Below are 13,645 nucleotides of genomic sequence, written 5' to 3'. Positions count from 1 at the left end.
AACATACAAGTACGCAAACGAAAAACGGTAATACTTACTGAACAAGTTTATAAATCAATAAAAGTTGATGATAAAGGAATTTTGATTGTTGACACTCCGGTACTTTATATTAATAAATTAGAAACAGACGAAAATGTTACTATTGAATTCAATCAACCTTGCATTGTTCTAATTGATGATGAGATGAAAATTGGAGAAAAGAATACGATTGACAGAAATGGTTTTAATGTTATTTTCTATGTTGAAGATGATGTAACCATTAAAGAGAAATCTATTGTAGATGCTAACATTTATTCAAAAGATGACATTGAAGTCAAAAAATCCAGTAGAAGAGATCATACCAAAATGACTGGGTTGTTTATTGCATTGGACGAGATTAAATCAAAAGAATATGTAGATTGGTATAAACTAAACGAATGCCCAATTTTCAATGTTCCTAACTCACCAATATTGTGTGATAGAAATTTAGAAATTCCAACTGATACAATAAATGAAGATAAATTTGAAATTAAAACATGGCCAAATCCATTTAAAGTCAATGTGAGTTTAAAATTATTATCTCAGAATTCCACTCTTCCAGTTAAAATCCATGTTTATGATCTAAACAACAGATTAGTGCATTATGAAGAAGGAAAAGCAGACCAGGAATTCAACTTTGGCCGAGCTTTAGAATCTGGATTATATATAGTCAAAGTGATCCAAGGCAATAATTATAAGCAAATAAGGCTTATAAAAAGCAAATAAGGCTTATAAAGAAATAAATTATTATTGTAAAAAAAGCTCGACTCTTAAAGGTTGAGCTTTTTATAATTACCCCGCTACCGCACGAATCCTTTCGTGTGGTCTATTCTGTTTAAACATCAAACATTCTAAAAATAACAACATTATCAATTAATCCTTTTTGATCTGCATTATTAAGTTCTAAATTTTTACCCTGCTAGCGCTCGTTTGTAACGAGTGCTTTCTAAAATACCCAAGAGTTACGGCACTCGTTGCAAACGAGGAAAACAACGATGTAAAGGTTTTGATTGTTGGTCATACCGACAGTGATGGTGATGAAGCGAGTAATTTAGAGCTTTCCAAAAAACGGACTACCTCTGTTAAAAATGACTTAAGTTCAGAATTCGGTATTAACGCAAGGAGAATGGAAATAGATCGTAAGGGCGAATCTGAACCAATTGTGCCAAACATAAACACTATAAACAAAGCCAATAACAGGCGGGTTGAATTTATAAAAACCAATTAAAGTCTAATTTCATTTATTGATAGTTTGTATTGACATTTATAATAACAATATGGTAAAAAACAAAAAACCCTTCATATTTCTATGAAGGGTTTCCAAAAAAGGCAACGACCTACTCTCCCACAATGCAGTACCATCGGCGCTAACGGGCTTAACTTCTCTGTTCGGAATGGTAAGAGGTGAGCCCCGTCGCTATAGCCACCTTAAACCGTGGCCCCTCCCTGTTCCCGAAAGAATCCGGGCGCCAGTTTCCGTTCTGGGCCCCCTCCTTCGGAGGGGCTGGGGGAGGACTAATATCTTAACATATTGAAAAAAGGGCGATAACCGCCATTATACATGAACATTCTTAACAATAACCGTTTTGCACTTAACAAAAAAAAAAAAAACGCTCCCCCCGGCGGGCAGGCCTGCCCCCCTCCTTTGGAGGGGTCGGGGGAGGATACAATAAGCCTATGGGTTATTAGTACCACTCGGCTGTGGCGTTGCCGCCTTTGCACCTGTGGCCTATCGACCCCGTAGTCTACGGGGACCCTTTAAAGAAATCTCATCTTGTGGTGGGTTTCGCGCTTATATGCTTTCAGCGCTTATCCCTTCCGAACGTAGCTACCCAGCAGTGCTCCTGGCGGAACAACTGGTACACCAGAGGTTCGTCCAACCCGGTCCTCTCGTACTAGGGTCAGGTCCACTCAAATTTCTAGCGCCCACTGTAGATAGAGACCGAACTGTCTCACGACGTTCTGAACCCAGCTCGCGTGCCACTTTAATGGGCGAACAGCCCAACCCTTGGGACCTTCTCCAGCCCCAGGATGTGACGAGCCGACATCGAGGTGCCAAACCCCCCCGTCGATATGAGCTCTTGGGGGAGATCAGCCTGTTATCCCCGGCGTACCTTTTATCCTTTGAGCGATGGCCCTTCCATGCGGAACCACCGGATCACTATGCTCTACTTTCGTACCTGATCGACTTGTAGGTCTCTCAGTCAAGCTCCCTTATGCCATTGCACTCTGCGCACGGTTACCAAGCGTGCTGAGGGAACCTTTAGAAGCCTCCGTTACTCTTTTGGAGGCGACCACCCCAGTCAAACTACCCACCAAGCACTGTCCCCTTTGTACAAGGGTTAGACTCTAGACAAGCAAAGGGTGGTATTTCAACAATGGCTAACGCACGCCTGGCGACGCACGATCGGAGCCTCCCACCTATCCTACACATTACTTGTCCAAAACCAATACTAAGCTATAGTAAAGGTGCACGGGGTCTTTTCGTCCCACAGCGGGTAATCGGCATCTTCACCGATACTACAATTTCACCGAGCTCATGGCTGAGACAGTGTCCAGATCGTTGCACCATTCGTGCAGGTCGGAACTTACCCGACAAGGAATTTCGCTACCTTAGGACCGTTATAGTTACGGCCGCCGTTTACTGGGGCTTCATTTAAGACCTTCGGGTTGCCCCTAAGCCCTCCACTTAACCTTCCAGCACCGGGCAGGTGTCAGGCCATATACGTCATCTTTCGATTTAGCATAGCCCTGTGTTTTTGATAAACAGTCGCCTGGACCTTTTCACTGCGGCCCTGAAACAAGTTCAGGGCGACCCTTCTCCCGAAGTTACGGGTCTATTTTGCCTAATTCCTTAGCCATGAATCTCTCGAGCACCTTAGAATTCTCATCCCAACTACCTGTGTCGGTTTAGGGTACGGGCTGCTTCACTCGCTTTTCTTGGAAGTCGCTACTCTGGATTATCACCTTGGCCGGAGCCTCAGTGTACTATCGCCGTGTTGCCACTGGCTTCAACGTGCTATTCCGTCAGCACGCACCAAATTTACGCCTCCGTCACTTTTAACGTGAGCAGGTACAGGAATATTAACCTGTTGTCCATCCACTGCCCCTTTCGGGTTCGCGTTAGGCCCCGACTGACCCTCAGCTGATTAGCATAGCTGAGGAAACCTTAGTCTTTCGGTGTGCGGGTTTCTCGCCCGCATTATCGTTACTTATGCCTACATTTTCTTTTGTAGCTTCTCCAGCATGCCTCACGACACACCTTCGACGACACTACAATGCTCCCCTACCACCCTGGAACAAGTCCAGGGTCCATAGCTTCGGTAATATGTTTATGCCCGATTATTATCCATGCCGGACCGCTCGACTAGTGAGCTGTTACGCACTCTTTAAATGAATGGCTGCTTCCAAGCCAACATCCTAGCTGTCTAAGCAGTCCGACCTCGTTATTTCAACTTAACATATATTTTGGGACCTTAGCCGATGGTCTGGGTTCTTTCCCTCTCGGACATGGACCTTAGCACCCATGCCCTCACTGCTGACCATCATTCTGTAGCATTCGGAGTTTGTCAGGAATTGGTAGGCGGTGAAGCCCCCGCATCCAATCAGTAGCTCTACCTCTACAGAACTATAAATCAACGCTGCACCTAAATGCATTTCGGGGAGTACGAGCTATTTCCGAGTTTGATTGGCCTTTCACCCCTACCCACAGGTCATCCGAAGACTTTTCAACGTCAACCGGTTCGGTCCTCCACTGTATGTTACTACAGCTTCAACCTGCCCATGGGTAGATCACACGGTTTCGCGTCTACCACTACTGACTAAACGTATAAATACGCTTTCATTCCCTAAGAATGAAGCTCGCCCTGTTCAGACTCGCTTTCGCTGCGGATCCGTGGCTTAACCACTTAACCTTGCCAGCAACGGTAACTCGTAGGCTCATTATGCAAAAGGCACGCCGTCATACTGAAATAAATCCAGCACTCCGACCGCTTGTAGGCGTATGGTTTCAGGTTCTGTTTCACTCCCTTATTCAGGGTTCTTTTCACCTTTCCCTCACGGTACTGGTTCACTATCGGTCTCTCAGGAGTATTTAGCCTTATCGGATGGTCCCGACCGGTTCATACAGGATTACTCGTGTCCCGCACTACTCAGGATACCACTATCTACGCATTCTTTACCTGTACCGGGCTATCACCGTCTATGGCCCCTCTTTCCAAAGGGTTCCAGTTCATCCTGCCTCGAACATCGTGGTCCTACAACCCCGCACCTGCCGTAACAGGTGCGGTTTGGGCTAATCCGCGTTCGCTCGCCACTACTAACGGAATCACTATTGTTTTCTTCTCCTCCGGGTACTTAGATGTTTCAGTTCCCCGGGTTTGCTTCCTGAAACAAGTTCAGGATACCATGTCTTCAACATGGTGGGTTGCCCCATTCGGATATCCGCGGATCAAATCGTGTGTGCCGATCCCCGCGGCTTTTCGCAGCTTATCACGTCCTTCATCGCCTCTGAGAGCCTAGGCATTCCCCATACGCCCTTATTTAGCTTATTGTACTCTTTGCTTTTTTAATGAGTTACTATTTAATTTATAATTTTCAGCCTATTTAATCAGTATAAATACCAATTAAACTTTCTTACACCTCATAAATTAAACGTTTTTTGATTAATTAGGGATCGCTCGATGTGACCCTAATTGATCTAAATTATTATTTAAGATTGGACGGATCCAATCTTAATTTTCATGTATCTTTTTTCAATATGTCAATGAACGTTTCCCCCTCCAGCTCCCCCAAGGGGGGAGAGTTAGCTTTCCAACTCCCTCCCCTTTGGGGAGGCTAGGTGGGGATAGTGGAGAATATCGGAGTCGAACCGATGACCTCTACGGTGCAAGCGTAGCGCTCTAGCCAGCTGAGCTAATCCCCCGTCTTCAGAATTCAGAACCATGAATCCAGAATTACGAATTGTGAATTCTCAACTTCCAAAATTTCCTTTCAATATGCTTGTCCTGAATTTAGTTCAGGATCGTATGAACGTTTCTATTTCGAACTAACTTTTCGTTAGCCTTCAACAGATACCCACCTTCGTGGGCATACCCGGCACTTGCGTGCTTCGTAGTCCCAGGCAGACTCGAACTGCCGACCTCTACATTATCAGTGTAGCGCTCTAACCAGCTGAGCTATGAGACTGTTTATAGTCGTCAGTTTTCAGTTTCCAATAACCTATCCGGTCATTGAAGCACCGTTGACTGGTGACTTGTTATCTTAAATTAACAGCAATGAGAACAGACTACCCTTTTCCTAGTCTTTTTGTTTCCTTTTGATCGTCTTTCTCTAGAAAGGAGGTGTTCCAGCCGCACCTTCCGGTACGGCTACCTTGTTACGACTTAGCCCTAGTTACCGATTTTACCCTAGGCCGCTCCTTGCGGCGACGGACTTCAGGCACTCCCAGCTTCCATGGCTTGACGGGCGGTGTGTACAAGGCCCGGGAACGTATTCACCGCATCATGGCTGATATGCGATTACTAGCGATTCCAGCTTCACGGAGTCGAGTTGCAGACTCCGATCCGAACTGTGATGGGGTTTGTAGATTCGCTCCTGGTCGCCCAGTGGCTGCTCTCTGTCCCCACCATTGTAGCACGTGTGTAGCCCAGGACGTAAGGGCCGTGATGATTTGACGTCATCCCCACCTTCCTCACGGTTTGCACCGGCAGTCTCGTTAGAGTTCCCGACATGACTCGCTGGCAACTAACGACAGGGGTTGCGCTCGTTATAGGACTTAACCTGACACCTCACGGCACGAGCTGACGACAACCATGCAGCACCTTGTAAGTGGTCCGAAGAAAGGGATATCTCTACCCCATGCAACTTACATTTAAGCCCTGGTAAGGTTCCTCGCGTATCATCGAATTAAACCACATGCTCCACCGCTTGTGCGGGCCCCCGTCAATTCCTTTGAGTTTCATTCTTGCGAACGTACTCCCCAGGTGGGATACTTATCACTTTCGCTTAGCCACTGAGACAAGTCCCAACAGCTAGTATCCATCGTTTACGGCGTGGACTACCAGGGTATCTAATCCTGTTCGCTCCCCACGCTTTCGTCCATCAGTGTCAATGCAATGTTAGTGATCTGCCTTCGCAATCGGTATTCTATGTGATATCTATGCATTTCACCGCTACACCACATATTCTAACCACTTCACATTGATTCAAGACGGCCAGTATCAAAGGCAATTCTACCGTTGAGCGGCAGGATTTCACCTCTGACTTAACCGTCCACCTACGGACCCTTTAAACCCAATGATTCCGGATAACGCTTGGATCCTCCGTATTACCGCGGCTGCTGGCACGGAGTTAGCCGATCCTTATTCCTACGGTACCGTCAAGCCCCCTCACGAGGGGGTGTTTCTTCCCGTATAAAAGCAGTTTACAACCCATAGGGCCGTCTTCCTGCACGCGGCATGGCTGGATCAGGCTTGCGCCCATTGTCCAATATTCCTCACTGCTGCCTCCCGTAGGAGTCTGGTCCGTGTCTCAGTACCAGTGTGGGGGATCCCCCTCTCAGGGCCCCTACCTATCGTTGCCATGGTGTGCCGTTACCACTCCATCCAGCTAATAGGACGCATACCCATCCCTTACCGTCGCCTTTAATAACAAAACCATGCGGTCCTATTATACTATGCGGTGTTAATCCAAGTTTCCCTGGGCTATCCCGCGGTAAGGGGCAGGTTGTATACGCGTTACGCACCCGTGCGCCGGTCGCCACCATCCGAAGACGTGCTGCCCCTCGACTTGCATGTGTTAGGCCTGCCGCTAGCGTTCATCCTGAGCCAGGATCAAACTCTTCATCGTTAATTTGTATCGGACATATCAATATGTCCCTGTTAACAATCAATCGGAATCTCTAGTACTCTAAATGTTCTGTTCTCTTTGTCGGTCTTCGCCGTTTCCGACTAGACCTTACGCTGTCAATCCAATATGTCTATGAACTTGTTCCTCCCCATCTGTCCTATCGGACATCTTCCCCAAAGGGAAAGAGAGATGGACTGTTTTTCTTGTGGCCCAGCTCGTTTCCTTGCTAAGCGGGTGCAAATATAAAACCCTTTTTTTAACCCCACAATAGTTTTTGGTATTTTTTTTGAAAAGTTTTTTTTCAACTCCCAAATCCTTATATCCAAACCTTTTTATGAACTCCGCCGCACAAAGCATACCCTGTTTTAGCGGGTGCAAACATACGATGCTTTTTCCGTTCCGCACAAGCTTTTTTTTATCTTTTTTCGTTTATTTTTCTGTGCCCTTTTAACTCGCTTATTATATGGGGTTTACGGCCCATGGTTTTTCCCCGGAGGGGCGGTCTTGGCATAGAATGGCGGGGACCGGACAGTGGTTTTGGGGTACGGGATGTGCCTTTTTTGGCGCGCTAAGATTCTAAGACGCCAAGGGATGGCGGCGGCGGCTTGCCAGAAAGCGCTCGATCTTGGTGTTGCTCTGCCCATGGCCGGCACGCCCGCGTTAGGGATTGCAGCGATATCCTTTTGGTTTTATTGGATAGGGAAATAACCTTAAAAACACACCTATTATATTTGATTATGGATTCCTACCTGCGCAGGAATGACAAAAAACCAAAAGATTTAGCGGAAAGCCCGACCCGAAGGGGAACGCCCAAATAATTTATAAAAAGAAATTCCAAACAACTCCAAAGCGCACTATAAAGTCGCGATACGGATAGTTTGGTGCGGAATAATAGTTGTAACCTGTGAAGGATGAATTGAAATGTTCGGCTTTTAAATAAAGTCTGGTTTGACGGATTTTGGCGTTTATAAAGAAATCCAACCTCGGGAAATTGCCATATTCTTTAGCGTTTTGCACATAGAATTCTGCCAAAACCGGATTGTAGGCATTCATGTAATACTTTGTGAAATAATTTAAGGTAACACCCGTTTGCAAAAACATGGCTTTTTTAAACAGATGGCTTGAGAAATAAAACGTGTTACGGGTGGTGAGCTGTGGCACGTTTAGCACGCCGTTATCGTCTTGCACGTTTTGGTACAGCACAGTGTTATTTAAGGCAAACTTACCTAGTTTGATTTCGTTTTCTAGTTTGGCGCGTAAGTAGGTAATGGTACCACTGTTTTGAAATGGGCGAACTTGTAGGGTTGTTTCGTCCTTTTTAAAATAGACATAATCGTTTATGGTGTTGAAATCTACCGTAATATTCGCTAAGCTTTTATATTTTAACTGAAATGCCAATTGTTGCGTTTTGACGTTATTAAGGCCATTTTGCCAGTTGTATTTTTTATAAAGACTTTGGTACAATAACGTGTTATAATTTGGTGCTTTGGAACTGTGGTTCAATGATGCGGAAGCTGCTATATCATCGTTCAGCTTAAAAGTTGCGACTGCTTTTAGGTAGTTTCCATCAAAATCGCCTGCAATATTAAGCCCCAGTTCGCCATTTAGGTCGAACCCTTTATATTGCTTATGGTATTTACCGCCCGCTGAAAAAATACCGCCTTTTAATCGGTTGGTAATGGTTTTTCCATCTAGAAGCACCAATTTATCGTAACCATAGTTATAATTGTTGTTGCTTACATTAAACTGTAAATCGCCCAGTATGTTATTGCTGTAATTTAATTGTAATTGATTGTAAAAGTTTTCAAGAGTAGAACGATCTTTTATAGAACTTTTAAAGGCACTTCCAAAATAAGTGGTATCGACACCTGTTTGATTAAATTCAAAATTTTTATCTTCAAAAGATAGGATATGACCGATACTGAGTTTGTTTTTTGATAAAGAATCTTTTTCCCGAATGATTTTATAAGTGTGGTCCAAATAAAACCGTTTGCCTCTTAATATGCTTTCGGCATTTTCGAAATTAACTTCTAGTATGGAACGGTCTAAAAATTCGGGATCGCCCGATTCAAAATTAGCTATGTAATCATCGCGCAAACCTCCATTTTCCTGGTTTAACAAATCTTGGGTCACAATGTGCCCTTTTGCAACGTATCGTTTATTTTTTGATTGGTAGTTTGAAGTAAACCTGAAATTACCGCTGCTTGTTAAAATATGCTGATACTTGCCCAAGGAGCGCAATCCTTTGTAGGCTATTGAAAAATTGAACTGTGGTGATGTATTGATGGTGATAAAGGCATCGGTTTGCTGCCCTTGCTCGAATGCTGTTTTAAAATACAATTCGGTAAGTGGTGTTGGCACGCGATAATAATTGATATCTTCAATTTCCATATAATTGAAGTGCCTTGCGCGCGCGCCAAAACTTGGCATTAAACTGGTATTCTGAAAATTGTAGGTTAAGCTGTTATACGTTTGCCCTAGGTTAGAAAACGGCATCAAACCAAAATTATCCTTACGCAAGTAATTGAATTTGTACTCTTTTTGGATGGTGAGCGTAGTATCTACATAAGTAGTGTCATTTTTATACGTTATAATTAAGTACTGTTGTATTTTAGGAAGTTTTGCTTTATCAACGGAATCATTAGGTTTAGCCATACCGAGTTCTCGACTTAACCTACTTGGTTTTTTTGGGTTATTTTGTGCACATAGAATATTTAACGTAGATAGTGTTAATGTGATTGCTAAAATTATATTCTTCATAATTGTTTTTGAACAGTGCAAATGTAAATACAAAATATGATAACGTTGTAAAACGGAAAAATTATTTGCTTATAGTATTTATTTACCATTTGAAAACCAAAAACCCTTAAACCGAAATTGATTTAGGGATTTTTTGATTATTGAAAAGCTAGCATGATTATTAATTAACCAAACCACAGACCATATATTCTTATGGAAGGATTGTCTAAACTTGTGAATGTTCCTGCTCTATTGATATAACTAGCGGCACTTGAAGAAAAACTTCCTTCATCTGAATAAATTAATCCTTTACTGCTGTTGAAAAAGTTTATTATTGGCGCTAATCTCGCTTCCAAAAAAGTCGCATTCCCTCCTGAAGGGCCTAAATAGGTTAAAAACAACTTTCTATCTTGTATTACGGCTTTCTCATAACAATAAAACGTTGTAAATGTAGCACCGTCAGAATCTCTTCTAACTCTAATAAAAAGATAGGTGTCACAATCGTCGCTTTCAAAATCTAAAATTAATTGAAGTTCTACAAATGAAAAACCAATAGCTCCTAGGTTTTCGTTTACTTGTGAAATCATTAAGTCATATCCTGGTGAGGTTAAAGGATTTTTTCCCAAGGCTGGTCTATATAAAAACCCCGTAGGTCCTAGATCTAACAATTCATTTACATCTTCACCAATAAAAGCAGGCTCATTATCAAACAAAATGGTGGCCGTCGAGCCGTTTACGGTTGAAACATAACTTAAAGTGGCCACATCATAAGTGAAATTGGTATAGCTTTCACCATCAAATTGTAAAGACGGGCTAATTATTAAGCCATCTCCCGTAAAGGCGATGCCAAAATTAAATTCTTGAACCGAGATAACATCCCCTTCAAGACGTACTCGTGGTGATGCATATAACCTAAACGCATCATAATTAAAATTGAAATTGGACTCTTTGTTCCCTTTTTTAATTTTTAAAACTTGAAAAACCGAACTTGAGGGCGTTGGCAATAAATTTTGGCGTTGCGCTAAAGAACTTTGTACTTTTTGGACACTTTCGGTATTGAAATTTGCTAAGCCCGAGGGTGTAAGTTCAAAACGACCGGTGTTGGCATTTCTAACATCCTTAAAAGTGAGCAGCCCATTTTCATTGCCAAAATATTGAAACACAGAAGTGCCTTTAAAGCCCGAACCTATCAACCCTGGGTAATCGGGGTCGCTCACTTTTTGTATATGGTTTCTGGTGGTAAAAACCAATTCGGGTGCAGAACCATAACGTACTTCGAATGATGATGATGCAATGGCTGTTTCATCATTAAAATCGGAGGTCATGTTAACCGTTCCATCGGCATTGAATTTCATATAAAATGTAAAACCGCCAAACTCATCGTTCTTTGGAAAGTAAATTCCTTTATAGCCATTGGGTTCTGCCAATAGCAAATTTAGCAATTCGCTGTTTTTCTGTGCAATTCTATCGGCTGGGGAATCGGCAAAAAGGGTTTCGGCACCATCGTTGTTACACGACACAAACCCTAAAAACATTAAGCAGATAAAGCCAAACTTTATATATATTTTTTTCATATGTAGATAATATTTGTTTTTTAATGGTCCTATGCAATTGCTTCGCCTGTTCGCAAGTTCGGGTTGCATTTCATATCTATTAATTTACAAGTTTTTGGGTTGCTGTGGCTACAAGTTCTTGAAGTTCATATAAATCTATATTGAATTTCTTTTTGTAATATTCAACCACCATAGCTTCCTTTGTTCTTATTATGGCTTTTGAGTCTTCATTATCAATGCTTTCTACCATCGCATCAAACTCTGTTTTTGAATTGGTTAGCATTTCTGAAACCATTTCAACAAAATCCTCGCTTTCCTGACTGGAGCCATAAGCGGTAATATACCCTAATTCCCTTGCTTCTCCATCAGTTCTATTAAACCACTGCGCCGTATAATTTTCAGGATTTATAAGACCGTAAGCCACATCGATAGGGATGTTTTGATTTAAAATATGGCCATATTCGTGCTGTACCGTTTTTAAGGGCTGTTTAATACTGTTAATATCAGTAAAATCTAAATAATCAATATTAAAGAGTGTGATTTTAGTGCCAGCCTCTGCCACACCAAGCGTGATGGTGGGGCTGTTTGGATTGTAATTAAAACTACCTACCATGGTAAATTGCCTTGGGGCTATTTTTTTAATGAAATTAGCACCGCCAACTTGTGTATAAGGTTCTATCCAAGCTTTTTGCAGCGCATTGGCTACCGGTTTTACGCTGGTTTCAAAAGGTGGGTGCAGGTATCTATCAATATCGGTATCGTTAATATCCCATTTGTAAAGCACTTCAATATTATAAGGTGCCACAAAATTGCTTCTTAACCATTTATCCAAATCGTTTAAAATGGGAGGGTTGGTGTCTATTTGGCTTTCACCAACGCTGTCGGAACCATCATCACAGGCTGTTGCAAACGCCAAAACCATGAATGCTAATGTTATGTATATGTAGTTTTTCATTTTTATGAAATTTGAATTTTAAAATTATCGTGGGTTTGGTGCAATACCAAAAGATTGTGCCGCTTCAGGTATTTGAATTTGCCGTCTATTATCAGCTTTGGGCAGCTTGTAACTGTTGCCTAAAACATCGGTATGGGTCAGTTCCATATTATGTCGCTTTATATCGAACCAACGCAACCCGTCGTTATAGAAAATGGTTTGCTTGATATCTAAAATAGCTGCCACAAACGGAAGCGATCCTGTTGGAATGGTATAAAATGGCGTATAAATGGATGGTGGAAACCCTTGGTATATAGTTGCAATATCCAATGCCGTTAGGGCATCGGTAGCTGGATCGTAATTTTCAGATTTAACCGATAATGACCTATTAATGTCATCTGTTGCATTATCCAATTGCCCTAACATAGCGTATGCTTCGGCACGGTTAAGAAGCACTTCATCTGTTGACAACAATACATACGATACAAACGTATTGCCCGTTCCTGCTGCTTGGTTGGTTACTTTAAAATACTCTTGGAACTTAGGGATGTTATAAAACAAATCTGAAGAACCATATATTCCGAAGGACCAAAACCTACCGGAAATATTACGACCAAAAAACAACTGACTGGCAATGGCGCTGTTCATTTGGTACCTAGCGTTCGCATGAAACCTATCATAAAGTGAGGATGCCGAAACCAGCAATATATTAGCAGGTTCTGCAGTTGACGATGTATAAAGGTAATTTTGCTCGGAATACGTTCTTGGAGCGTATTGATTGGTCCAATCCCTTAAAACACTCGTTGCATTGGCGCCTAAAGCATTATTGCTATGGTCTATAACTTTTTGCCATTCGCCTTTGTTCAAATAAAAACGGGAAGCAAATGCGTTTGCGGCTTTTTGTGTAAAGTGAAAAGCCGGTACATTGTAATTATCCTTAATAAGTGGCAACCCTGTTTCAATATCATTTTGAATTTGATTATAAACGTTCTCTACGGAACCTCTTTCATACTTACCCAACAAAGCGGTTTCTGGTTTGGTTACGTAAGGGATGCCCATATCAGAACTTGCGGTTGAAGGATTGTATGCCTTTGAAAATATGCTCACCAACATAAAATGGGCATAAGCACGACAGATAAGTGCTTCCCCTTTTAAAATATTAAATTCTGTACCACCGCCTAAAGCATCTATAGACGCCAATGCTTGGTTGGCTTGTGCAATAGCCTTATAAGCTCTGTTCCAGTAGTTTGTGGGCGTGTCGTCGTCAATATCGTTTATATCGTCCCAAAAGTACATGCGTTTATTAAGGGTGGTTGCAAAATCGATCCCTGTATCGGCACTGGGGCCTTTATCGCCCGCATTATCGGACATGGGTTCTAAAAAAGGCACATAGGCTGCATCGGGGTAAGCCCCAACGAGTAGTTCTGCAATTTTTTCGGGAGAATCCAGTGCTTCTATTCTGTTATCTGGTGCTTCATCTAAAATATCGTTGCATGAAGAAGCCAGCAAAACACATACTAAGACTTTAATTATATTTTTCATAGAATTCATT

At 42.4% G+C, this 13,645-nt stretch carries 6 protein-coding genes, 2 tRNA genes and 3 rRNA genes; 2 read left to right on the top strand and 9 right to left on the bottom strand.

Annotated elements, in window-relative coordinates:
• The coding region (locus ACU1LP_RS11970; RefSeq protein ID WP_445736365.1) for a T9SS type A sorting domain-containing protein at positions 1-744 on the top strand (744 nt) is incomplete at its 5' end.
• Between the two features lie 181 nt (positions 745-925).
• Positions 926-1,246, top strand: a complete 321-nt coding sequence (locus tag ACU1LP_RS11965; RefSeq protein ID WP_445736367.1) for an OmpA family protein — start codon at positions 926-928, stop codon at positions 1,244-1,246.
• Between the two features lie 96 nt (positions 1,247-1,342).
• Here ACU1LP_RS11965 and rrf read toward each other — a convergent pair.
• The 9 genes from rrf to ACU1LP_RS11920 all read right to left on the bottom strand — a co-directional run bounded on the left by rrf (position 1,343) and on the right by ACU1LP_RS11920 (position 13,635).
• Positions 1,343-1,449 (bottom strand): 5S ribosomal RNA (gene rrf / locus ACU1LP_RS11960).
• 234 nt (positions 1,450-1,683) lie between these two features.
• Positions 1,684-4,571: ribosomal RNA gene (locus ACU1LP_RS11955) — 23S ribosomal RNA — on the bottom strand.
• A 297-nt stretch (positions 4,572-4,868) separates the two neighbouring features.
• Positions 4,869-4,942 (bottom strand) — tRNA-Ala (locus tag ACU1LP_RS11950).
• Positions 4,943-5,131: 189 nt separating this feature from the next.
• Positions 5,132-5,205, bottom strand: a tRNA-Ile gene (locus ACU1LP_RS11945).
• 148 nt (positions 5,206-5,353) lie between these two features.
• Positions 5,354-6,867 (bottom strand): 16S ribosomal RNA (locus tag ACU1LP_RS11940).
• The 16S, 23S and 5S rRNA genes sit together here with 2 tRNA genes alongside, the layout of an rRNA operon.
• Positions 6,868-7,686: 819 nt before the next feature.
• Positions 7,687-9,627 carry a putative porin gene (locus tag ACU1LP_RS11935; RefSeq protein WP_445733005.1) on the bottom strand — a complete coding sequence of 647 codons (1,941 nt, stop codon included), beginning with the start codon at positions 9,625-9,627 and terminating at the stop codon, positions 7,687-7,689.
• A gap of 164 nt (positions 9,628-9,791) precedes the next feature.
• Entirely contained in the window at positions 9,792-11,180 is a 1,389-nt protein-coding gene (locus ACU1LP_RS11930; RefSeq protein WP_445733004.1) for a DUF4302 domain-containing protein, read from the bottom strand.
• A 79-nt stretch (positions 11,181-11,259) separates the two neighbouring features.
• A complete protein-coding gene (locus ACU1LP_RS11925; protein ID WP_445736364.1) occupies positions 11,260-12,114 on the bottom strand; it encodes a zinc-binding metallopeptidase in 855 nt (284 codons plus the stop codon).
• Between the two features lie 24 nt (positions 12,115-12,138).
• Positions 12,139-13,635, bottom strand: coding sequence for a RagB/SusD family nutrient uptake outer membrane protein (locus tag ACU1LP_RS11920; protein WP_445736363.1), 1,497 nt, complete (start codon positions 13,633-13,635; stop codon positions 12,139-12,141).
• Between the last annotated feature and the right edge of the window lie 10 nt (positions 13,636-13,645).

Source organism: Mariniflexile sp., from assembly GCF_052728615.1.
Note: the sequence above shows the minus strand (reverse complement) of the source record. Positions and strands in the feature narration are given on the sequence as shown.